The organism is Candidatus Poriferisodalis sp. (genome assembly GCF_965205175.1).
Lineage (GTDB): Bacteria > Actinomycetota > Acidimicrobiia > Acidimicrobiales > Poriferisodalaceae > Poriferisodalis.
On sequence record NZ_OZ242038.1, the window covers coordinates 1,340,620 to 1,363,265 of the forward strand.

Annotated in this window: 19 protein-coding genes; 10 read left to right on the forward strand and 9 right to left on the reverse strand. The window is 67.5% G+C overall.

What is annotated here, in order from left to right:
* The first annotated feature begins 59 nt into the window (after positions 1–59).
* Positions 60–2,378, forward strand: coding sequence for a xanthine dehydrogenase family protein molybdopterin-binding subunit (locus ACOGI4_RS05905; RefSeq protein WP_419842997.1), 2,319 nt, complete (start codon positions 60–62; stop codon positions 2,376–2,378).
* Positions 2,379–2,416: 38 nt separating this feature from the next.
* Here ACOGI4_RS05905 and rmuC read toward each other — a convergent pair whose 3' ends face one another.
* Positions 2,417–3,805: a DNA recombination protein RmuC gene (gene rmuC / locus ACOGI4_RS05910; protein ID WP_419842998.1), complete on the reverse strand. Its 1,389-nt coding sequence runs from the start codon at positions 3,803–3,805 to the stop codon at positions 2,417–2,419.
* A gap of 224 nt (positions 3,806–4,029) precedes the next feature.
* Here rmuC and ACOGI4_RS05915 point away from each other — a divergent pair, with 224 nt between their 5' ends.
* Together ACOGI4_RS05915 and rsgA are read left to right on the forward strand one after the other, a co-directional pair.
* Positions 4,030–5,823, forward strand: a complete 1,794-nt coding sequence (locus ACOGI4_RS05915) for an ABC transporter substrate-binding protein (RefSeq protein ID WP_419842999.1) — start codon at positions 4,030–4,032, stop codon at positions 5,821–5,823.
* Between the two features lie 40 nt (positions 5,824–5,863).
* Positions 5,864–6,940: a ribosome small subunit-dependent GTPase A gene (gene rsgA, locus ACOGI4_RS05920; RefSeq protein WP_419843000.1), complete on the forward strand. Its 1,077-nt coding sequence runs from the start codon at positions 5,864–5,866 to the stop codon at positions 6,938–6,940.
* Positions 6,941–6,956: 16 nt separating this feature from the next.
* On the opposite strand, the gene ACOGI4_RS05925 is transcribed toward rsgA, so the two are convergent.
* Genes ACOGI4_RS05925 through ACOGI4_RS05935 form a run of 3 tightly spaced genes read right to left on the reverse strand, consistent with a single transcriptional unit; the run spans position 6,957 to position 8,927 of the window.
* The gene (locus tag ACOGI4_RS05925) at positions 6,957–7,742 is read right to left on the reverse strand and encodes an enoyl-CoA hydratase (protein WP_419843001.1); all 786 of its coding nucleotides are present in this window, start codon (positions 7,740–7,742) and stop codon (positions 6,957–6,959) included.
* Positions 7,743–7,769: 27 nt separating this feature from the next.
* Entirely contained in the window at positions 7,770–8,627 is an 858-nt protein-coding gene (locus ACOGI4_RS05930) for an enoyl-CoA hydratase/isomerase family protein (RefSeq protein WP_419843002.1), read from the reverse strand.
* Positions 8,628–8,657: 30 nt separating this feature from the next.
* Positions 8,658–8,927: a hypothetical protein gene (locus ACOGI4_RS05935; protein ID WP_419843003.1), complete on the reverse strand. Its 270-nt coding sequence runs from the start codon at positions 8,925–8,927 to the stop codon at positions 8,658–8,660.
* 192 nt (positions 8,928–9,119) lie between these two features.
* Here ACOGI4_RS05935 and ACOGI4_RS05940 point away from each other — a divergent pair, with 192 nt between their 5' ends.
* From ACOGI4_RS05940 to ACOGI4_RS05950, 3 genes are all read left to right on the forward strand, one after another.
* Entirely contained in the window at positions 9,120–9,812 is a 693-nt protein-coding gene (locus ACOGI4_RS05940) for a response regulator transcription factor (RefSeq protein ID WP_419843004.1), read from the forward strand.
* Complete coding sequence (locus tag ACOGI4_RS05945; RefSeq protein ID WP_419843005.1) at positions 9,809–11,206, forward strand: sensor histidine kinase; 1,398 nt, start codon at positions 9,809–9,811, stop codon at positions 11,204–11,206. The genes ACOGI4_RS05940 and ACOGI4_RS05945 overlap by 4 nt, the downstream gene beginning before the upstream one ends.
* A 91-nt stretch (positions 11,207–11,297) precedes the next feature.
* The gene (locus ACOGI4_RS05950) at positions 11,298–12,488 is read left to right on the forward strand and encodes a mechanosensitive ion channel family protein (protein ID WP_419843006.1); all 1,191 of its coding nucleotides are present in this window, start codon (positions 11,298–11,300) and stop codon (positions 12,486–12,488) included.
* 38 nt (positions 12,489–12,526) lie between these two features.
* Here ACOGI4_RS05950 and valS read toward each other — a convergent pair whose 3' ends face one another.
* Positions 12,527–15,199 carry a valine--tRNA ligase gene (gene valS / locus ACOGI4_RS05955; protein ID WP_419843007.1) on the reverse strand — a complete coding sequence of 891 codons (2,673 nt, stop codon included), beginning with the start codon at positions 15,197–15,199 and terminating at the stop codon, positions 12,527–12,529.
* A gap of 43 nt (positions 15,200–15,242) precedes the next feature.
* Positions 15,243–16,979, reverse strand: coding sequence for a CotH kinase family protein (locus ACOGI4_RS05960; RefSeq protein ID WP_419843008.1), 1,737 nt, complete (start codon positions 16,977–16,979; stop codon positions 15,243–15,245).
* A 207-nt stretch (positions 16,980–17,186) separates the two neighbouring features.
* Between ACOGI4_RS05960 and ACOGI4_RS05965 the strand changes: the two genes are divergently transcribed.
* Together ACOGI4_RS05965 and ACOGI4_RS05970 are read left to right on the forward strand one after the other, a co-directional pair.
* Positions 17,187–17,807: a DUF4956 domain-containing protein gene (locus ACOGI4_RS05965; RefSeq protein WP_419843009.1), complete on the forward strand. Its 621-nt coding sequence runs from the start codon at positions 17,187–17,189 to the stop codon at positions 17,805–17,807.
* Positions 17,804–18,715 (forward strand): polyphosphate polymerase domain-containing protein, encoded by a 912-nt coding sequence (locus tag ACOGI4_RS05970; RefSeq protein WP_419843010.1) that lies wholly within the window; start codon positions 17,804–17,806, stop codon positions 18,713–18,715. The genes ACOGI4_RS05965 and ACOGI4_RS05970 overlap by 4 nt, the downstream gene beginning before the upstream one ends.
* On the opposite strand, the gene ACOGI4_RS05975 is transcribed toward ACOGI4_RS05970, so the two are convergent.
* The 3 genes from ACOGI4_RS05975 to ACOGI4_RS05985 are packed head-to-tail and all read right to left on the reverse strand — an operon-like array spanning position 18,655 to position 21,224.
* Entirely contained in the window at positions 18,655–19,881 is a 1,227-nt protein-coding gene (locus ACOGI4_RS05975) for a CaiB/BaiF CoA transferase family protein (protein WP_419843011.1), read from the reverse strand. The genes ACOGI4_RS05970 and ACOGI4_RS05975 overlap by 61 nt on opposite strands.
* Positions 19,878–20,216, reverse strand: coding sequence for a hypothetical protein (locus tag ACOGI4_RS05980; protein WP_419843012.1), 339 nt, complete (start codon positions 20,214–20,216; stop codon positions 19,878–19,880). The genes ACOGI4_RS05975 and ACOGI4_RS05980 overlap by 4 nt, the downstream gene beginning before the upstream one ends.
* Positions 20,217–20,237: 21 nt before the next feature.
* Positions 20,238–21,224 (reverse strand): DUF5317 family protein, encoded by a 987-nt coding sequence (locus tag ACOGI4_RS05985; RefSeq protein ID WP_419843013.1) that lies wholly within the window; start codon positions 21,222–21,224, stop codon positions 20,238–20,240.
* Positions 21,225–21,295: 71 nt separating this feature from the next.
* On the opposite strand from ACOGI4_RS05985, the gene ccmA reads away from it, so the two are divergent.
* Positions 21,296–21,988: a heme ABC exporter ATP-binding protein CcmA gene (gene ccmA, locus ACOGI4_RS05990; RefSeq protein ID WP_419843014.1), complete on the forward strand. Its 693-nt coding sequence runs from the start codon at positions 21,296–21,298 to the stop codon at positions 21,986–21,988.
* Positions 21,978–22,646: a heme exporter protein CcmB gene (locus tag ACOGI4_RS05995; RefSeq protein ID WP_419843015.1), complete on the forward strand. Its 669-nt coding sequence runs from the start codon at positions 21,978–21,980 to the stop codon at positions 22,644–22,646. The genes ccmA and ACOGI4_RS05995 overlap by 11 nt, the downstream gene beginning before the upstream one ends.

The following is a 22,646-nucleotide window of genomic DNA, read 5'->3' on the forward strand; positions in this document are numbered from 1 at the left end:
CATCGGGGCGAAGCGGTCGCCGGGAGTCGGGGCCGACGCGGAGCAGTGGGAGTCGATTCGTGGCACTGCGTGGAACATCGGTCCTGCGGCGCGAGGACGAGGCGCTGCTGCGCGGCCGCGGGCAGTTCGTGGCGAACCTCACCGCCGATGCGAGCTGGGCACCCTTGGCACACGCGTGCTACGTGACCTCGACCGTCGCCCACGCCGATATCGCAGGTCTCGACGTGGCCGCCGCACGTGAGGTGCCCGGCGTCATCGACGTCGTCACCGCATCCGACATCGATGCCGACCCCGCTCTGGGGCCGTACCCGCCGCCGAGTCCAGCGTTCGACTCGGCCATCGTGCGCCCGCTGCTGGCATCGGACCGCGTGCGCTACGTGGGCGAACCCGTCGCCGTCGTGCTGGCAGACAGCCCGGCGGCGGCCATGGATGCAGCCGAGTCGGTCGTCGTCGATTACGAGCCGCTGCCCGCGCTCGTGGATCCGGAAGCAGCGCTGCACAGCGCCGCCCTGTTCGACGGCATGGCAGAGCCCAACGTCGTGATCCGCATGTCGCTTGACGGCGAGCAGGCCGACTTCGACTCGTGCGAAGCCGTAGCGCAGGTGCGCACGGTCAACCATCGCATCGCGCCGTGCCCGCTGGAGCCGCGCGTCGCCGCGAGCCGCTGGGCTGACGACGGCCGCTTGCACCATGTCAACGCTGGTCAGGGACCGCACCCGGTGCGCGCCGGTCTGGCCAAGATCCTGGGCTTGGACCGATCTCAGCTACGCGTGGTCTCGCGTGACGTTGGCGGGAGCTTCGGGGCGAAGGCTCGCCCGCATCCTGAAGAAGCACTGCTCGGCTGGCTGGCAGCACGGATCGGCAGGCCGGTCATGTGGGTGCCGTCGCGCACCGATGACATGGTGGGCTTGGTCCATGGCCGCGGGCAGATCCAGTATTGCCGCATCGGCGGCACCCGCGACGGCCGCATCACCGCATTCGGGGTACACGTCGTGCAGCAGTCCGGCGCGTACGGGAACATGGGCGCTGCATTGCCCAACAACGGGAGGGCGATGCTGACGGGCTGCTACGACATCGCCACGCTCGGCTTCAGTTCGGTCTCGGTGCTCACCAACACCACGCCGACCGGTCCCTACCGCGGTGCCGGCCGCCCGGAAGCAGCAGCAGCCATCGAGCGCGCCGTGGACGTGTTCGCTGCCGAGATCGGCATGGATCCCGCCGAGGTGCGCCGGAAGAACTTTCTGCAGCCCGACGCCTTCCCGTTCACCACTCGCACGGGCATGCCCTACGACACCGGCAGATACGAAGCGAGCTTGGATGCGGCCCTGCGAGCGGCCGACTACGAAGCGTTGCGCGCCGAGCAAGCACGCCGCCGCGCCGACGGCCATGACCAGCTGCTCGGCATCGGCCTCGCGACCTACGTCGAGCGCACCGCAGGCATCGGGCGCGCCGAGTACGGCGCAGTAGAGCTGCTCGCGGGCGGTCGCATCGTGGCTCGCACCGGCTCGTCGCCGTACGGTCAAGGACATCACACCGCATGGGCGATGCTCATCGCCGACCGCACGGGTGTGCCGATGGAGCACATCGACATCGTCCACGGCGACACCGACGAGGTGCCCCGTGGCGAAGTCACCGGCGGTTCGCGCTCGGTGCAGCTGGCCGGCTCGGCTATCTGGCAAGCTGCCGGCACGCTGGTGGATCAGGCTCGACAGGTCGCCGCGACGATGCTCGAAGCCGACCCCGCAGACGTCGTGCTCGATACCGGGACCGCGGCGTTCCATGTCGCGGGAACGCCGGCAGTCTCGGTGGGCTGGTCGGCGCTAGCGGAGCATCTCGTTGCGACGAACGGCGCGCCGGCGCCGCGTCTGCTGCACGCCGAGGAGGTCTTCGACTCCGACGCGCCCACGTTCCCGTTCGGCACTCATGTGGCCGTCGTGGAAGTCGACCGCCACACCGGAGACGTGGAGCTGCTGCGGCTCGTGGCGTGCGACGACGCCGGCACGATCCTCAATCCGTTGCTGGCCGCCGGACAGGTTCACGGCGGTCTGGCCCAAGGCGCAGCCCAAGCGCTGTACGAGGAGTTCGTGTACGACGCCGACGGCAATCCGCTCACCGGGAATTTCGCGGACTACCCGATCATCTCCGCAGCAGAAGTGCCCTTCTTCGAACGTGTCGTGCTCGAGACGCCCACCCACATCAACCCGCTCGGCGCCAAGGGCATCGGCGAGTCCGGGACTGTCGGCGCCACACCCGCGGTCCAGAACGCCGTGGTGGATGCCGTCGCACACTTAGGAATTCGTCACATCGACATGCCGCTCACGCCCCAGCGCGTGTGGCGAGCAATCAACGAAGCCACCGCAGCGCGGGCCGGCGGATAGCTCAGGGCCCAGCCGCCAACGCCGGCGGCGCGAGTGCCTCAGTCCTCGCGGCCATGGACGTCATCGCCGCGCTCCAGCTCTGCAGCATTGACCGAGCGCACGTCGAACGTGACTCGGCTCGGCTCGCCGAGCTCGTTGCCCGCCGTCACCGAACCCAAGTCGCGGAAGCGACGCGCTTGGGGCAGGACCATGCGCTCGAACGAGCCGACGCTGCCGTTGTACGCATCGACGGCGCTTCGCAAGCCGCGACCCATCTTGTCCACGTGGTCGATGTAGGTGGCGAGCCGGGAGTACAGATCGTTGCCCAGCTTCGCGATTTCTTCGGCGTTGCGGTCCATGTCCTGTCGACGCCATGCCAGTGCGACCGTGCGCAAGAAGGCAATCAGCAAGCCGGGCGTCGCGATCAGCACCCGGTGCCGGTGCCAGGCGTTCTGCCACACGTCGCCGTCCACATCCATCGCGGCGTCGAGCATCGGGTCGGTCGGCACGTACATGAGCACGAAGTCGGGGGCGTCAGACACCCACCGGCCGTAGTCCCGCTCGCCCAGTTCCCTGGCCCGCGCGCTCAGCGCCGCAGCGTGTTCGGCGAACGCCCGCCGCTGCTCGTCGCGGTCGTCGGTCTGCACGGCCCGCGTGTATGCGTCGAAGGGCGTCTTGGCGTCGATGACGACGCTCGCGCCGCCCGGCACCTTGACCACCACATCGGGCCGTCCCCGACCCTCACCGCCGAGTTCGCCTACCGTCGCCTGCTCGACGTAGTCGATGTGGCGACTCATGCCGGCAGCCTCGATGACGTTGCGCAAGTGCTGTTCGCCCCAAGCGCCGCGCATCTTGGAGTCGCGCAAGATCTGGCGCAGACCGCTGGTCTCGGTCACCAGCTGATCCACGCTCTTGGAAACCTTGACCGAGTCTTCCAGGCGTGCCCTGTCGGCCTTGTCGACGTGCTGGTGCAGCTCTTGGAGGCGCTCGCGCATGGGCTCGACGAGTTCGGAGACCGTCTTTCCGGCCGTCTTGGTCTGCTCGGCGGCGAGGTCGCGGAACTCCTTCATGAATCTGCCGCGGGTGGCCTCGCTGACTTCAGCAGCGATTTCCTTGAATCTGGTCTCGAGTTCCGCCTGCTTCTTCGCCATCTCTTCCACACGAGCGTCTCGGTCAGCGGTGACGGCGGCGAGCCGCGCCCGCAGTTCCGAAGCGGCCTCGCGCTGAGCGGTGAGTTCTCTGGTATTGACCTCCCGGTCGGCCTCAATGCCGGCTAGGCGGTCTCGCAATTCAGACGCAGCCGCGTACTGCGACGCTGAATCGTTGCGGGCAGCGTCGCGCTCGCTGGTCAAGTTCGTCGCTCTGTTGCGCATCAGCGCCCAACAGACCCCTGCGCCGACGGCGAGACCCGCCAGCACTCCAAGCACGACTGACAATCCGGTGGACATTAGGCTCACTCCCTGTCTTGAAGATCGATGCGCACAGCCGCGTGCCGCCGTGGTGCGGCGTTTGCAGATGCGTCCCACTGTGTAGCGGGCAGGTGTGACATGCGGTTGGCGACATTCGGCACCAGTTGCTTCGACGGCGACGATGTGGTCGCGAGGCGTGGAGACCACAGAGGCAGGGGCTCCTGAGCGCGCCGCGAGCTGCTGTCGCCGCCGTCGCTGCGCTGGTGCTGCTGGCGGGGGCGTGCAGCAGGAATGCCGCGGCGCCGCCGCAGACCACGGGAGCGTCGGTCCCGAGCACCGCATCTCACAGCTCCGAAGCCGGCGGTGCCGACACACCGCGCACGAACGAGGTCACCGCGACGACGAACGATGCAGCGCCGGTTCGTCAGCCGACCACGGTGCCCACACCATCGGGCACCGCTCCGCGCCGCGGCGGCACGCTGCGCGTGCTGCTGGCCGCGGACCCCACGCCCATCACCGGCTGGACACCGTGGGATCACACCTGCGCTTGGTCGTGCCGCAACGTGCTGGACCATGTGCTCGAGACGCTCACCGTCGTGCTCCCCGACGGATCGGTCGCTCCGTGGCTGGCGGAATCGGTGACCGCCGACGTCTCCTTGCAGCGATGGACGGTCAGGCTGCGGCCCGGCATCAGCTTCAGCGACGGCGAGCCCTTCGATGCCGTGACGGTCAAGACGGGCATCGACGAGTACCTGCGCTCGGGCCGCGCCAGCGGCAGCCATCTGCGCGACGCCCGCATCAGGTCGATCGTGGCTGCCGACGAGTTCACGCTGGTCTTCGAGCTGAGCGAGCCCAACGCCGGGTTGCCCGCAGCGCTCGCGGGACCGGTGGGACGGGTCTTCTCGGTAGCTGCCGCCGAGGCCAACGCCGAGGGGTTCGCTGCGGCACCTGTGGGCACCGGGCCGTTTGTGTTCGTGGGTTGGTCAGCGGGCGAGCCGGCAGTGCTCGCAGCCAATGCCGGCTACTGGCGCACGGCCTCGGACGGTTCGGCGCTTCCGCTGGCCGACGACATCGTCTTCACCGAGATAGCCGATGAGCGGGGACGCCTCGAAGCGCTGCTCGACGGGCGCGGGGACGTGTTGATGTCGCGATCGGCCGAGTTGACCACGGCAGTGACCACGGCGACCGACAGCCGCGGCCGTCCGCTCAGCGCCGTCCGGCGATTCGACGACAACGCCGGCGCCGTGTTGTTCAATTTGCTGCGCGCCCCGCTGGACGACGGACGAGTGCGAAACGCCCTGGTGAGCGCCGCCGACCAGGCAGCGCTCGTTTCGGCGCTCAGTCCCGACGTCGACTCGCTGGCTGCGACGCAGTGGTGGTCGCCTGCAAGCATCTGGTACTCCGCTGACGCGGCGGCAGCCTGGCCGACCCATGATGTCGAGCGCGCCCGCGAGCTGCTGGCCGGGTACACGCAGGATCCTGAACGCTCCGACGGTCGGGACGCCGGCGAGCCGGTGCGCATCGAAGTCCTGTGTACCGACGACCCGGCGCTGACGCGCATGACCGCCGAACTCGAGCGTCAGTGGGAGCGCACCGGACTCGTCGATGTGGCTGTCGAGACGGTTGCTCGCACGGGACTCATCAGCCGCGTGATGGGCTCGGTGATCCAGAGTCCCTCCTTCGTCGGAGACTTCGAGGCGACCTGCTGGCGAGTCGGCGGCGAATCCGATCCCGCAGTGCTGATGTCCGCAGCGGTAGGACCGGTGCGCACCACGCCGCTGAACGTGTCCAACGTCACTAGCGAGTCCTTGGTTTCGCTCGCGGACTATGTCCGGTCTACCGCCGATGCCCAAGACCGCCGCCGCGCAGCTGCGGAGTTCACGGCCCAACTCGCGGCCGAGGCGCCCTACGTGTTGGTGGGGTATGCGTCGAGCGTCGTCGCCGCCACGGCGGAGGTGGCCGGACTCGGGCGGATCACCTTGCCCGACGGCACCGCCGTCGAGGGACAACGTCTCGGCGTCGGCCGATACGACGAGGTGTGGCTGCGCCGTGAGTGACGGCCCCGCCCGGCTGCCCGACCAGCAAGCAGCCTGACAGGTGGCGAACGTGTCGCTGGCGCAGCTCGGCTGGCGCCGTCGTCTCGGCTCGACGTCGGCCGTGGCGTCGGGTCACCGCGTGAGCCGGGTCGCGGCTGAGCATCGCGGCGCTTACGAGCTTGTCGACGAGGAGGGAGCGACCACCGGGGCCGTCGATGCCGCGGTACGCGACGCGACTCGGTCGCCGTTCGACTTTCCGACCGTCGGGGACTGGGTGGTTCGCACGACCGAAGCACGCCACGACCGGCGAGTCGCCATCGCCGGCGTGCTGGATCGCTCGTCGCTGCTGTGCCGTCGTTCTCGCGGGTCGCGGCCCCGTGCGCAGCTCGTGGCTGCCAACGCAGACGTGCTTGCCGTAGTGGTGACCGCACGGTCCGCCGACGATGCGCCGATGCCGCCGAGGGCCGACATCGGCCACCGAATCGAGTGGTACCTCACAGCGGCGTTCGGCGGGGGCAGCCGACCGGTGATCGTCGTGAACAAGATCGACACCGTGTCGCGCGCCCACGGCGAGGCGACCGTCGATGCGCTTCGCCGCCGCATCGGCGCCACGACCACGGCGGTGCCGATCCTGGCGACCAGTGCGCTCGACGGTCGCGGCCTCGACGGGCTTCGCGCGCTCACCGGCCAAGGTGCGACGGTCGCATTCAGCGGTCCCTCGGGCGTCGGCAAGTCCTCGCTGGTCAACCGTCTGGCAGAAGCCGAGGTGATGCCCGTGGCCGCCCTCAGCCCCGACGGACGCGGCCGCCACACCACGGTGCGCCGCCAGCTGGTGCCGGTGGGCGGCGCCGACGGCGGGACGGTCGTGGACTCGCCGGGCCTGCAGGACCTCATCCCCTGGAGTGGCGACATGGGCTTGCCGGCGGCCGGCGGCGTGCTCGACGGCTTGGCAGCGTCGTTCGGCGAGATCACGGCGCTGGCGCAGCGATGCCGCTTCGCCGACTGCGCGCACGCGGTGGAACCGGACTGCGCTGTCCGTGCTGCGGTGGACGCCGGTGAGCTGGCTGGCGAACGGCTCGATACCTACTTCGAGCTCGTCGCGGACATGACCGCCGGCAACAGCGCCGTCGTCTGGTGAATCAGCGTCTTCCGACTCATCGTCCTGTGAATTGCGGCGGGCGCTTGTTCATGAACGCGTCCACCCCTTCGGCGTAGTCCTCGCTGTCGAAGCAGGCCCGAATCCTGGCTTCGGCTTCGGTGAAGTCGCGCTGGGCTTCGGGCAGCTGCCACTGCGTCATCGCCGCTTTGGCTGCAGCGATGGTCAGGGGGGCGTTGCCGACGATGAGATCGGTCCACTCGGCCACGGCGTCATGCAGCTGCGCCTTGGGCACGACCCGGTTCACGAGACCCATCTGCAGTGCTTCGTGGGCGCCGAAGCGATCCGCCAGGAAGAAGATGCGCTTGGCAGCCGAAGGCCCGACCAGCCGCATCAGCGTCCCGATGCCACTGGTGCCGTAGCCGAGGCCGAGCCGGGCGGCAGGGATGGTGAACTGGGCGTCGTCGGCAGCGACGCGCAAGTCGGCTGTCAGGGCTACTGCCAGCCCGCCTCCGATGCAGTAGCCGCCGATGGCGGCAATCAGCGGCTTGGACAAGCCCAGCAGCGCTGCGTGGGCTCTCGATGTCGTGTCGTCGTAGTCGCGGTTGCGGCTGGCATCGGATCGCTGCTCGCCGAACTGGCTGATGTCGGCACCCGCTGCGAACGCGCGCTCGCCGGCACCTCGGATGACCACGACGCGGATGTCGTGGTCGTCTTCCAGTTCGTGGGCGGCAGCGGTGATGCCGCTCCACATCTGCGTGCTGATGGCGTTGTGCCGCTCGGGGTGATCCAAGACGATGCGGCCCACACGGCCGTCGCGCTCGAGATGCACTTGCCCGCTCACGGCTGCCGACGCTACCGCGCCCTTCAGCTACTGCCCTGGCGGCACCCAGCCGGCATCGCGGCGCTCGCGGAAAGCAGCAATGCCTTCTGTGGCCTCGGCGCTGCCGAAAAGCCGCTGGCTCAGCTCGGCAGTCCACACCCATGCTTCGGCGCGCGCCATCTGCGGCACCTTGGTGATGAGCTGCTTCGTGTTGGCCAACGCCTCGGGTCCTCCCCGCAGCAGCCGCCGAAGCGTCTCCGCTACTTCGTCGTCGAGTTCGTCTCGTGGCACGGAGCGATTGATCAATCCAGCAGCAGCCGCTCGCGGGGCAGGGACGCGTTCGCCTTCGAGGAACAGCTCGCTGGCGTCGGCACGGCGCAGTTTGGGCAGGCACACCACCGAGATCACCGCCGGTGCCACACCGATGCGGACCTCGGTGAAGCCGATGATGGCATCGTCGGCGGCAATCGAGATGTCCAGTGCCGCCGCCAGCCCGACGCCGCCCGCCGTGGCGTGGCCGGCGAGCCGGCCCACTACGGGCTTGTCGCAGGTCATGATCCGTTCGAGGATGGCCACGAAGTCGTGGCGCTGCTCGGGCTGGGACACTCCGGGCCGAGCAGCCCGCAAGTCTGCGCCTGCGCAGAACGTGTTGCCGACGTGAGTCAACAGGATGACCCGCGCCTCGGCGTCGGCGAGTGCCACCTCGAGGCAGTCGCCGACGCCGTTGACGATCTCGACGCTGAGTGCGTTGCGGTAGTCCGGGCGGTTCAGCGTGATGGTGGCCACGCCGCCCGAAAGCTCGTAGAGCACCGCTTCGCTTGCCGCGCCGTCGGCGTTCCCAGCAGCCTGGGCTCGGTCGTTGCTGATTGCAGCAGTCTCGTCGTCTGGCGCCCCGTCGTCTGACATTGGGGCGAGGCTAGACCAGACCGATCCCGACTACCAGGCGACCGGCACCGTGACGGCTGCGCCTGCAATGAGCACACATGCGGCACCGCCGATCAGCGTCAGCACCTTCCGCGTGCCCAGAGCTCGCAGTGCTCGGCCGGCCGCGCCCGGCAGCGACCAGCCGAACCACTTGGCCACCATTGCCGCCAACCACACGAGCAGAGCGGTTACTGCTGCGAACCACAAGATGGCTACCAGCAAGCCCGCCCAGATGAACTCCGACCCTTCCGGGATGAGTGCCTGTGCGTAGCTGCTGCGCACCGCTCAACCGCTCCAGTATCCGCGCCGGTGCTCTTCTGGCGAATCTCTCACGGGCTCAGTTCTAGCAGCACGATGAGCGCGGTCAAGTCGCGTATTCTGTGAGTTTTCTGTGAGAACCTGTGGGTTCTCTGTGATGTGCTATGGGGTTTGACGCGCAAACAACCTCGCGGGCAGCAGCTAGCGTCGCCGTTGATGGACAATGCTTCGGGGCCGCGAGTTCTCGTCGTCGACGACGAGGAGAATATCCGCTTCATCGTTCGTACGGCACTTGAGATGGACGGATTCGACGTGGAGGTAGCAGAGTCGGGCACTGAGGCCGTTGAACGAGTCGAGAGCCATCGGCCGCAGGTCATCGTGTTGGACGTCATGCTTCCTGATGTCGACGGCTTCACCGTGCTGCAACGCATTCGCGACCGCGGGTGCCATGTGCCGGTCGTCTTCTTGACCGCGCGAGACGCCACCGAGGACCGTGTCCGCGGACTCACGACCGGTGGTGCTGACTACGTGGTCAAACCGTTCGCGGTTGCCGAACTCGTGGCTCGGGTGCGCCTCCGTCTCGAAGACGATCAGGTGAGCAGCGCCGGACGGCAGCTGCGCTGCGCCGACCTGGTCATGGACGACGACACGCACAGGGTCACACGAGCAGGCCAACCGGTGAATCTGTCGCCGACCGAATACAAGCTGCTTCACTATCTGCTGGTCAACAGCGGTCGAGTGCTCTCGCGCTACCAGATATTGGACCATGTCTGGTCGTACGACTTCGGAGGCAACTCTGCGGTTGTCGACACCTACATCAGCTATCTGCGGCGCAAGATCGACGACGTCGAGCCACAGCTGATCCAGACGATCCGCGGCATCGGATTCACCCTGCGCGTGGAAGCATGAACCTCCGGCAGCGGCTGTACGCGGCGATGTTCGGCTTGCTGGCGCTGATCGCCATTGGCGGCATCATCGTGGTACGAAGCCAGCGTTCGTATCTCATCGAGCAGGTGGACCAGCAACTCGACGGAGCACTGCCGTATACCAACGCTGAGATGATCCCGGGGGAAGGCATCCAGATCGAGGCAATACCGGCCGACCCTTTTGCCCCGATATCGACGCTCTTCGTCGGACTCATTGCCGACGGGCAGCTCCTGCCTTTTCTGCAAGGTCAGCTGAACAACGATACACCCGATATCCCGTCGGTGATGGCTGAACTGATAGAGCCTGGAAGCTCGGCTATGAACGTCGATGGCGTGGAGGAACGCGTTCGGTTCCGTGTTCGAGCCGCACCGACGGGCGAGCGAGGAGCGTTCCTGGTCGCGGCACTTCCGCTCGACGAGGTGGAGAACGCAGTCCGCAGGCTTGAGCTGGTACTCCTCGTTGTCGGCGGCCTCGTCGTGGCAGTCATGTCGGCAGCCGTGTGGTGGGTGGAACGGTTGGGCATCAGGCCGCTGCGCACGGTCACGCACGTAGCTGAGACGATCTCTGGGGGGGATCGCAGTCTGCGAGTCCAGCAGACCGACAGTCGTACCGAAGCCGGCAAGCTGGCCAACGCCTTCAACGTGATGCTCGACGACCGCGATGCCATCGAGCTCCGACGCCGCCAGTTCGTCGCCGACGCTTCCCACGAACTGCGTACCCCGCTGACGTCCATTCGTGGCTACTTGGATCTCTACGCTCACGGCCGCTTCAGCAGCCCTGAGCACCTCGACGACATGATGCGCCGAATCGGGCGGGACGCCAAACGCATGAAGGACTTGGTGGAGGATCTGCTCCTGCTCGCCGACCTCGACCAGCAGCGACCTCTGCGCAAAGACCGCGTCGATCTGAACCGTCTGGTCAGCGACGCGGCCAACGATGCGCGCGCTGTCCAGCCGGAGCGGTCGATTCTGCTCTCCACTCCGGACCCGGAGGTGACGGCCACGGGCGACGAGTTCAGACTGCAACAGGTGGTCGCGGCGCTCGTGGACAACGCCTTGACCCACACCGAGGTGAGCTGCGAGCTGCGTCTTGCGGCGCGGGCCACCCCGACCGGGCCGACCCTCGTCGTGGCCGACGACGGTCCCGGACTCGACTCGGCTCGGGCGAACCGCATCTTCGACCGCTTCTTTCGGGGCGACCAGTCTCGTTCGCGTGCCACGGGCGGTTCAGGGCTGGGCCTCGCGATTGCACGTTCGATCGTGGACGCTCACGGCGGCACCATTGACCTGCGCACCGCTCCCGGCGCTGGTTGCACCTTCACCATCTGGCTCCCCGCTGGGCGGGCCGGCGCTGAGCAGGCCGGCGACACTGTGTGACCTCAGCGAACTTATGTCTTCAGAGAAGCGCGCGAACTCGATGAAGCGTGTGAGCCGACTGCACTAACGCTCGTGTCGTAGGCTCGGCGTGATGAGCGAGTTGCTGGCACAGGCCGAATCGGCCACCGATGCGGTGGATGCCCTCTTGGAGGCCAGCCGCAGCGCGGAGGTCTGTGGCACCGAGCCCAGCTGGGTCTGCGAGCGCATCCTGGACTGGACCGGCAGCGAGGGCTTTGCGTCGGCCTCGGTGTGGATCGTGGACAAGCCCCTCACGGTGCTGGTCATCGTGCTGCTGGCGATCATCGCTCGTCGGGTTGTGCGGCGTGCCATCGACCACATGGTCGCACGCATCGCATCGGACAAGCAGCACGCAGAGCAGGACGAGGCTGAGCGGACCCAAGCCGAGGGCCGCGCCTGGGATCCTGAACGGCTCAAGGCGAAGCTGAAGCAGCTGAGCGATCGCACGGAGCGGGCCAAGCAACGTGCGACGACGCTCGGCACGCTGTTCAAGAGCATCGCCACCGCGATCATCTGGGGCGTCGCGCTCATGATGCTGCTGGGCGAGTTCGACGTGAACCTCGGCCCGCTGATTGCCGGCGCAGGCATTCTGGGAGTGGCCATTGGCTTCGGTGCCCAGTCGCTCGTGCGCGACCTGCTCACCGGCGTGTTCATGCTGGTGGAGGATCAGTACGGCGTCGGCGACTGGATCGACCTCGGCGAAGCCTCAGGCACCGTGGAGGCGGTCGGCTTGCGCACGACCCGGCTGCGCGACATCGGCGGCACGGTGTGGTACGTGCCCAACGGCGTCATCTCTCGGGTCGGCAACTACTCGCAGCTGTGGGCGCGAGTCCCGCTGGACATCGACGTCAGCTACGACACCGACCTCGACGAGGCCATGGCCATCATCAAGCGCGTCGCCGACGAGGTCTGGCACGAGCAGGGAGAGGACACCACCGTGCTCGAGGAGCCGAACGTGGTGGGCGTGCAGGCGTTCGCAGCAGATTCAGTCACGATTCGAGTCATGCTGCGGACCGAAGCGTCCGAGCAGTGGGCCACCGCTCGGCTGATGCGCAAGCGCATCAAGGATGCGTTCGACGACGCCGGCATCGAGATTCCGTTCCCGCAACGGACAGTGTGGGTTCGCCACGAAGGCGGCGGCCCGCAGCAGGCCGGCGACCCGTTGACCGCGGCCACGACCCCTGCTGCGCCTGCGGCTGCTGCGCCGAAGCGGTCCGGTCCGGAGATGGAGCCAGTCAGCGACAGCGACGACGGCGACGGCTGAAGCTCGAGCCGGCCCGAGGCTGCTGCTCTGCTGGCCCGCTACGGGGCCTGTGGTGCCAGCACTGCGTTGACGACGGGCCGGGTCGCTGCATCGTCAACCGCCAGCGACAGTTCTTCGATGCGTCCGGCGTCGATGAGATCGCGGCGCGTGGTCTCCAGGAGTTCGATGTCCGACGGCGAGGCCGACACGGTCACTCGTGCTGCCGGCACCCGCAGGCTGCGGCGGGCTTCGGTCTTGGCGCGCCGCACCTCGCCCAGCACCGAAGCGGTGAGCTCGAACGCGTCCGCGGCGCCATGTTGTGCCGGCGCCGCGATCTCGTCTGGGTCGGGCCATGCGCAGCGGTGGATCGAGCCGTTCCGCCACCACGACCAGACCTCCTCGGTGACGAATGGCAAGAAGGGCGCGAACAGCCGCAGCAGCGTGTCCAGCGCAACTGTCAATGCGAGGTGTGCGTCGGCAGCGGCTGCTTCGCCCTGCGCGCCGTACGAGCGGCCCTTCACCAGCTCGACGTAGTCGTCGGTGAAGCGCCAGAAGAACTGTTCGGTCCGCTCGAGCGCGCGGGCGTAGTCGAATCCTTCGAAGGCATCGGTGGCGGAACGCACCAGGTTCGCCAGCTCTGCCAGCATCGCCGCATCCAGCGCATTGCCGACCGCCGGGGCGGTGCGGTTCGCTTCAGCCGGCAATGCGCCGCCGGTCATCGTCAGCACGAACTTGCCGGCGTTGGCCAGCTTGATCGCCAAGCGGCGCCCCACCTTCATCTGGCCCTCGTCGAACGCGGTGTCGGTGCCCGGGCGGCCGTTGGCGGCCCAGTAGCGCACCGCGTCGGCACCGTAGGTGTGGAGCAGGTCCACCGGCGTGACCACGTTGCCCTTGGACTTGGACATCTTCTTGCGGTCCGGATCCAGGATCCAGCCCGAGAGCGCGCAGTGCCGCCACGGGGCGCTGTCGTGGCCGAGGTGGCTGCGCACCGCCGTGGAGAAAAGCCACGTCCGGATGATGTCGTGTCCCTGCGGGCGAAGGTCCATCGGGAACGTGCGCCGCCACAGGTCTTCGTCCTCGCTCCAGCCGCAGGCGATCTGCGGCGTCAGCGAGGAGGTGGCCCACGTGTCCATCACGTCGTGGTCGCCGACGAAGCCGTCGGGCTGACCCCGCTGCGACTCCTCGTAGCCGTCGGGCACGTCGCTGGCCGGGTCGACCGGCAAGGACGTGTCATCGGGCACGAGCGGTCGGTCCCAGATCGGCGCGCCGGCACGATCGAGCCGGTACCACAGCGGGATCGGCACCCCGAAGTAGCGTTGGCGGCTGATCAGCCAGTCGCCGCTCAAGCCTTCGACCCAATTCGCGTAGCGGGCCTGCATGTACGGCGGATGCCAGGTCATCTCCGAGCCACGGGCGATGAGGGCGTCGCGCAGGTCTGCGTCGCGTCCGCCGTTGCGGATGTACCACTGACGGCTGGAGACGATTTCCAGCGGCCGGTCGCCCTTCTCGAAGAACTTCACCGCATGGGTGATGGGTCGGGGCTCGCCGACGAGATCGCCCGAGGCGCGTAGCAGCTCCACGGTGGCCTGCCTGGCGCCGCCGACGGTTCGGCCCGCCAACCGTTCGTAGGCCGCGTGCCCAGCGGCACTGTGGATGCCCGGCGGCGGTTCGGCGGCGATGCGCCCTCGTCGGTCCACGATCGTCCGCACGGGCAGGTCCAGCTCGCGCCACCACGTCACGTCGGTCGTGTCGCCGAAGGTGCAGATCATGGCGATGCCGGTGCCTTTGTCGGGCTCGGCCAGCCGGTGACCCACCACCGGCACTTCCACGCCGAACAACGGGGTGGTCACCGTGGTGCCGAACAACGGCCGGTAGCGCTCGTCGTCGGGGTGGGCCACCAATGCCACGCAGGCGGCCAGCAGCTCCGGCCGGGTGGTCTCGATCTCCACCGTGTCGTGCGCTGGGCCGTTCACGGCGTCGTTCACCGGGCCGTTCGCTGTGTCGCTGGCTGTGTCACTGGTCGGGCCGGACGTGCCGGTGCGCCCGAAGGCGATGCGGTGGTAGGCGCCGGGCCGCTCGCGATCCTCGAGCTCGGCTTGGGCCACTGCCGTGCCGAAGGTGACGTCCCACAGCGAGGGCGCCTCGATCTGGTACGCCTCGCCGCGTTCGAGGTTGCCGAGGAACGAGCGTTGCGCCACTCGCTGGCAGCGCTCGTCGATGGTCGCGTAGGTCAGCGACCAGTCCACGCTCAGCCCGAGCTGTCGCCACAGCGCTTCGAACGCCTGCTCGTCCTGCGCGGTCAGCAGGTGGCACAGCTCGACGAAGTTGCGCCGCGAGATCGTCAGCTCGCCGCGGGCTTCGACTGCCGTGGGATCGCCGCCGTCGGCGGGCGGCTCGAAGTCGTCCACGTAGGGCAGCGACGGGTCGCAGCGCACCCCGAAGTAGTTCTGCACCCGCCGTTCGGTGGGCAGGCCGTTGTCGTCCCAGCCCATCGGGTAGAAGACCTCGTGGCCCGCCATGCGCCGGAAGCGGGCGATGTTGTCGGTGTGGGTGTAGCTGAAGACGTGCCCCATGTGCAGCGAACCGCTCACCGTCGGCGGAGGGGTGTCGATGCTGAACACCTGCTCGCGCACCGCGCTGCGGTCGAAGCGGTACACGCCGTCTGCTTCCCAGCGCTGCGACCACTTCGCTTCGAGGCCGTCGACGGTGGGCCGGTCGGGCACTTGGGTCATGTATGGCAAAGCTACCGTCGGCGGCCGCCACACGTCAGCGGTATCAACCCAGACTGCTCGTGAATGCCGTGATCGAGCCGGCTTCTTGCTCGATGATCTCGGCGTCTACCATGTCGGTCGCGTGTTCCTTCAGCAATGCCACGCGCGCTGCGAGGATCTCTGCCACTACCTTCGAGTCGATGAACTGTTCGGTCATTTCGGCGAGTTTCGTCTTGTAGCGGTTGTCGAATGTGTCGTTGGCATGAAAGCGCTCGGTCAGCGGCTGGCCAATGATCGGCATCACGCACCAATCATCGTCTGAGTCTTCGCTCAGTTCGGGGCAATATGTGCGCTTGCATTCCTCAGGCAGGTCGAATCCCTCCCGCGGTGCCGCGAAGAACGAATAGCCGACGCCGCCAGGTGGTGTGTACATCCACAGGTAGTCATCGGAGTCTGTGGCATAGTTGTCGTTGAACCCGACACCGTCCGTGATAGTGCTGCCCTCGAAAGTGAGGTTCATGTCCCACGGCACGACCGTGAACTGCTCCGCGTCGGCATCCCACCACAGGTAGCTGTTGTTGCCCGGACCGTCGATGTCATCCCAATTGCCGATGAGTTCCATCATGGCCAAGTACGTGACGAAGGCATCGATGTCGAGGCGCTCCGGCAGCTCCGCAGCGAAGGTAGCATCGTCGGCTTCGTTGAGGAACTTGAGGAAATCCATCAGCGGTCCAAGATCGGCCACCTTCTTGCCGCCCTCTTGGTCGAAAGCGCCGACGTACGAGTCAGCATCTCGTCCGCGATACGACCAGTCGCCGCCGCTCTCAGCCTTGTAGAGCGCGCCGGCCGCCGTGAAGTTGCGCTCCTGCCAAGCGTCGTCGGAGGGGTGCTCGACCATCAAACGAAGCTGCGGACCGGTGCCGTTGACGGTGAATCGAACATGAGCCGCTGCCTGCGCGGCCAGGCCCGCTCGTTGCAGCAGTTCCTGCGCTACCGCCTCGTTCAGCGAGGTCCTCATCAGATTCGAGCGGATGACGAAATCGACGTATCCCGAGTGGTTCTGATCGTCAACGAAGCGGTCCAAGCGGATCAGCCACGGCAATTGCTCGGGTTCGTCTGCGGTGGGATCGTCGAAGTAGAGTCCTGAATTGGCGAAGCCCCCCGGAGCCACCGATGCGTCACCTACATCATCCTCTTGCGCGGGTTCGCTTCTTCCATTGTATGGGACGATCTCCGACTCCAGCTTGGCCATTTCGTACTCCATTTTCGACTCCAGTTTGAGGAGTTCGTACGTGCAGGGGTCGTGGACGACGAACTTGTCGTCTGGGCTGGCGTCGTCGTAACCCACGTCGTTGTAGATCATGTACAGTTCTCCGTCGCGCAGACCGAACAGCGACGAGTTGCCCTTCAAGCGGATGCCGACGCGTTCGTAGGTGATGCCGTCGATGGTCACCGTTGCCTCGATCCACTCCTTGTCGCCCGTCTTGGAGTACGACTCGATCATCTCGTCGTAGTCAGCCTGATCGAAGCTCAGCTGTATATCGTGGACCACCGAGGCATCGAACGGCGCTGCGGTCGGGGCGGGAGCGACAGCCGTGGTGGTGGCTGCGCGCTGACCGCTGTTGGGCGGCCTCGAGTCCCCGACTGCCGTGGTCGTGGTCGGCCCCGCGCCCGCAGACGTCGGAGTCGGGGTCGTATCCTCGGCGTCGGACATCGTGCGATCGCTCTGGCAGGCGACGAGCAGCAGGAGCGCAACGCCGGCTGCGCAGATTCCCTTGGCGATAGCGGTTCGTCGGGGCATGGCTACCTCCTCGTGACTGCATCTCACCAGACGTGTTTCGCAGTTGGCTTTGATCTGTCTGAGAATTCGCTGTGAGCAACATGCAGACGATTCTCAGCCCGTTCTCAGCGAACTCACATCTGCGCGGCGTATACCTCAGGTCACGAACGCCGTAGGCCCGCCACTCGGCCATGCCCCTACTCCCTTCTCAGGCGCTAGGAGATCACCATGACAGCCTTGCTCCCGATCGTGTTCAACATCATTGCCGTGTCGATTCTGACGTTCGGCCTGTACCTGCCTCGTCATCGCCGGCGCGATCTCATCGTGGCGTACTTGGGCGTCAACTTCGGCGTGCTCGCCGTCGCCGAGGCGTTCACCTCCACGAACATCACCGCTGGCCTCGGGCTGGGCCTCTTCGGCGTGCTGTCCATCATCCGGCTGCGATCAGTGGAACTCGACCAGCACGAGATCGCGTACTACTTCGTTGCGCTCGCGCTCGGCGTGCTCGGCGGGGTCCCCACCTCGCCGCTGTGGCTCGCGCCGGTGTTGATGGCGGCGCTGCTCGCTGCGCTCTTCGTCGGCGATCACGGCCGACTGCTGAAGACGTACCGTTCTCAGCGCGTGACCCTCGACCGTGCGATTACCGACGAAGGCGAGCTGTGGGCACACCTTGAGGATCTTCTGGGTGCCAAGGTGCATCGGATCGCCGTGCGGCGGGTGGACCTCGTCAACGACACTACCGACGTCGACGTCCGCTTCGAGATCCGCGGCACCTCGTTCGGCGACGCGCGGGTGAGCGATGCACGGGCGAACGGTCGCGCCGGCCGCGTTGCGGGCGGTACGCCGTGAAGCTGGGAACCGTCGAACCGTCGCTCATCGAGCAGCTGACGGCGTTCGCGCCGATCGGACGCTCCGAGCTGACGGCGACGGCCGATCTCCAGAACCGCACCGATCGCAAGTACTTGGTACCCGAAGCTGACGTGCCTGGCATCCTCCGCCACATCCAGGCTGGGCTCGGCTCTGCGTGCCGCGTGCTCACCATCGGCGGCCGCAACCAGTTTGCCTACCGTTCCACCTACTTCGACTCGGCCAGGCTCGACTCCTACTACAGCGCTGCACATCGACGGCCGTCACGCTTCAAGCTCAGGGCACGCCAGTACCTCGACACCCACACCTCCATGCTGGAGATCAAGATGCCGGACCGCCGCGGGCGGAAGGTGAAGCATCGCGCGGCGTGTGATCCGTGCGAAGCAGACGGCTTGACTGCCGAGGGCCGTGCGTTCGTCGAGTCCATCGAGCGCACTCGGGCGCTCGCAGGCGAACTTCGCCCCGTGCTGACCACCAGCTACCTGCGTGCCACGCTGTGCATCACGGCAGGCGAAACGGCCCGCGTCACCGTCGACACCGAGCTGTGCTGGCGCAGTGTCGGGTTGTCGTGGCACGGCGCCGGACGACAGCTCAGATTCGGACCCACCGCAGTCATCGAGACGAAGACGTCCGGCGTTCCGTGCGCCGTCGACCGCATCCTGTGGCGTTCCGGCATCCGACCGGTGGCGTTCAGCAAGTACTGCACCGGCCTCGCTGCGCTGACCCCAACGCTCCCCGCCAACAAATGGAACCGGGTGCTGCGCCGACATCTGAACTGGCACCCGCAGCGAGGCGACACGGCGCACGTGCCACCAGCTTCGGCAGATGCTCAGCCGGGCGTCACGATGACGCCGTCGCTGCGCAGCGCGTCGATCGAGTCTGCGTCGTAGCCCAGCTCGCTCAGAATCTCGACCGCGTGCTCGCCGAGCAGCGGGGCGTGGCGCCGCAGCCGAGTCGGCGTCGCCGCGTAGAGCACCGGATCTGCCACATGGCGGTAGGGCCCTTCGCTGGGGTGATCTGCGATGCTCACGAGGCCGACGGCGGCGAGCTGCGGGTCTGTGTCGAGCTCTGCCAGATTCATCACGCGAGCCGCCGGTATCGAATGTGCGTCGCAGTAGTCGACCCACTCCTGGGTGGTGCGCCGAGCCGCGAGCTCGCCGAACATCGCGTACAGCTCGTCGACATGGGCGATGCGCGAGTTGTGGTCCGCGAAGCGTGGATCGTCAGCCAGTTCCGGCCGCTCGGCGTAGGCGAAGAACGCGCGATGCTGTGCGTCGCTGTACGGCAACAGGCACACCCAGCCGTCTGCGGTGGGATACGGACGCCGGTGCGGCGTGAGCAGACGCTCGTAGCCGAACGGTCCTTCGGGCGGCTCGAACACCGCGCCTCGGTAGTGCTCCACCAGATTGAACGCCACCATGGTCTCGAACATCGGAATCTCGATCGACTGCGCCTCGCCGGTTCGCTCCCGGTGAAACAGGGCCGCGAGCACGGCTTGCACGACGTGCAGCCCGGTGACCTTGTCGGCGATGACGGCCGGGACGAAGCCCGGAGCGCCGTCGATGCGGCCGATCAGGTCCGACAGGCCCGAAGCGGCCTGGATCGCGTCGTCGTATGCCGCCTTGTCGCGGTACGGGCCGTCGCTGCGGTAGCCGTTCGCCCTGGCACAGATCAGCTGTGGGAACTGCGCTCGCAGCGAGTCGGCGTCGAGGCCGAGGCGTTCGAGCGCTGCGGCTCGCATGTTCGTGACCAGCACGTCGGAGCGAGCGAGCAGCCGTCTCATGGCCTCGCGCCCGGACTCGGATTTCAGATTCAGCGCCAGCGAGCGCTTGTTGCGCTGAAGGTTGAGGCTGAAGCCGGACATGCCGGCGGAGCGGGCCGGCCGACCGTTGCGCGTTGAGTCGCCGTCGAGCGACTCCACACGGATGACGTCCGCGCCGTGATCTCCGAGCATCCGACACGCCAGCGGCCCCATGAGCACGGTGGTGAGGTCGACGATGCGTATGCCGTCGAGCGCACCCGGCGCGGTGCTGCTGTCGGCCGCCGCCCGGGTCACCGACGCTCCTCTCGCTCGGCAGCCTTGATGCCGTGGCTCATGACGATGCTGGGCGCCAGCAGCATCGAGCCGACCACCAGTGCTACCGCGATCAGCGTGCTCAGCAGCGGCGTGTAGCCCCAGCGGATGCCGACGGCGCCGCAGACCAGCGACGCCCCGTACAGGCCGTATCCGGTCCGCTGACCGATGCTGGTGATGCGCTTCAGCCGGGCTCGTCGAACCAGCACGTCGTCGAATGGCTCACCGCCCACACTGTCGGCCGTGCGCAGCTCGCCAGGACGTCGAACACGACGTTCGGGAGGCTTCGGATGAGCGGAGCTGCCAGCATCGGCCACGCCCCCCAGTATTGCCGTGCGTCAGACGCTGTCGAAGGTGTCCGTCTCGTGCGGCTGTCTGCTGTGCGGCTGCGTCTCGTGCAGCCACGACTCTTGGGGCCACGGCGCTGGTGCCGGCCACGGCGCCGGCTCGACCCGCGACGTCCACGCAGGCCGTCTGCGAGCCGGATCGGGCGCCGGCGCCGTGCGCGCTGGTGTGTGGGCAGGCTCGTTGTGCTCTGGCGCCGGCGCTTGGTGCTGTGCGGACGCTCCGATGGCCGCCAACGGCGCGGTGACGGTTGGCACACCGGAATCGCTCAGCGACAGCCTCGCCGCGGCGTCCGGCGATGTCGGCGCAGCGAATGACGCAAGCGGCGGATGTTCCAGCGTGGTGACCTGCGCGGCCGGTCTCAGAACGACTGAAGCATCGTCGTGGTCAGCGCTGTGCCGCCGCGCGGCGGCTTCGCGTCGCTGCCGATCCCGCGCGGCCGGCGACATCAGCCGAAAGCCGACGTTGGCCAGTCCGGCGGCCGTCACCACGTCGCCCAACGAGACGACATCTCGCAGCGGCGCCAGCGGAATCGCGCCGCCGAGCCATGCGGCGATCGTTGCGTCGTCAGACCATCGGCGTGCTGCTCCGAGCAGCACGCGGTCGATGCCCTCGAAGTCGATGATGCCCGCAGCCACGACTGCGGCCTGGCTCATGGGCACGTAGCCGTTCACGAGCAGGACGCCGAGGTTCGCGGCAAGGCCGAAGGCGACCACGCGAGTTCCAGTGATGTGCTGGTTGAGCAGGCATCCTGCCAGCAGCAAGGAGAACGAGACGCCGAGCGCGAACCTGCCGGCGAGCATGTTGGCGTCCAGCGCGACGGCCAGCGACAGCACTGCACCGAGGGCCAAGACACCCCAGTACTGGACTCGCAGCACGCGCAGCCGCCTGACGATTTCTCGCGGAGTGACACCGGACACCACAGCCAGGGCCAATCCGAGACCGGTTCCGACAGAGGCGACCAAAGCGATGAGCGACACCGCGTTCCGAGGATACCGCAAGGCACGCGGACCATCGGGGATGCATGAGCGGTCCCTAGCATTGACGATGCGTGGGCGCTGCCGTTGCCTTCAAGAGTGTCGTTGCCCTGCTGAGTCGTTTTCCCGCACTGGCGGGCGTGGACCTCAGCGTGGAAGCCGGCGAGATGGTGTGTCTGAGGGGACCCAACGGAGCGGGCAAGACCACGCTGCTGCGGACGTGCGCGGGACTCGTGCCGCTGCAAGCCAAGCGGGCCGAGGTGCTCGGTTTCGACTTGCGAGCCGAACGCCGCGCCGTGCGCGCGCATGTGGGGCTGCTAGGCCATCGACTGCCGCTCTACGGTGATCTGCGAGTCGACGATCAGCTGCGCTACTGCGCAGCAGTGCATCGTGCGACTGCGCTGGAGGTCTCGGCCGCGATCGACCGCTTCGCACTCGGCGGCCGTCTCGGCAGCGTCGTCATAGGGCGGTTGTCGCACGGACAGCAGCGGCGGGTGGCGCTGGCGTGCCTGACCATTGCGCGCCCGCGACTGTGGCTGCTCGATGAGCCTCATGCCGGGCTCGACGCCTCAAGTCGGGATGCGCTCGACGAGCTGCTGTTGGAAGCTGTCGAAGCCGGTGCCACGGTCATGTTCGCCACGCACGAGACGGCAAGCGCTCGCCTTGCGGCTGTCCGCCAGGTGGCTCTCGCAGGCGGCTGCGTCGCCGCAGCAGTGCCGCCGACCATGCCACCGACGCCGACGTACGGTGCGGCCGATGTGGCGTGAGATCTGGCTCGTCTGCCGCAAGGACGTGACCATCGAGCGGCGAGCGCGCATCACGCTGGTGCAGATCGTCCCGATCGTGTTGCTGGTCTTGGTGGTCTTTGCCTTTGGTCTCGACGCGAACCCTGCGCTGCTGCGTGCCGGGGCAGGCGGTCTGTTCTGGGTGGCAGTGCTCTTCGGGACCGTGCTCGGCGCCAAACGCAGTTTCGACGTCGAGGCTGACGACGGACATCTCGACGCCCTGCGTCTGACAGGACTCGCGCCCGCGGCCGTGTTGCTGGGGAAGGCGGCAGCATTGGCCTTGCAGCTCGTCGTCGTCGGCGTCTTCGCCGCGGCGGGCCTGCTGGTGCTCTACTCGGTGACGGTTCGCGAGTGGCTCTTGGTGGTGGCTGCCGGGTTCTGCGGCGTGGCTGCGCTCGCCGTGTGCGGAACGCTCTACGGGGCAATGACGGCGGGTCTGCGGACCGCAGATACCCTGCTGCCGCTGCTGCTGATACCGGTGGCGGCACCGGTGCTGCTGGCCGGAACCCGGGCGTTCGATGTGGCGCTCGGCGCCAGTGCCGATCAAGGCTGGAGTTGGACAGCGCTGCTGGCGGTGGTCCTGATGACCTACATCGCAGTGGGCTGGTCAGCGGCTGGCGTGCTGCTGGAGGATGCCTGA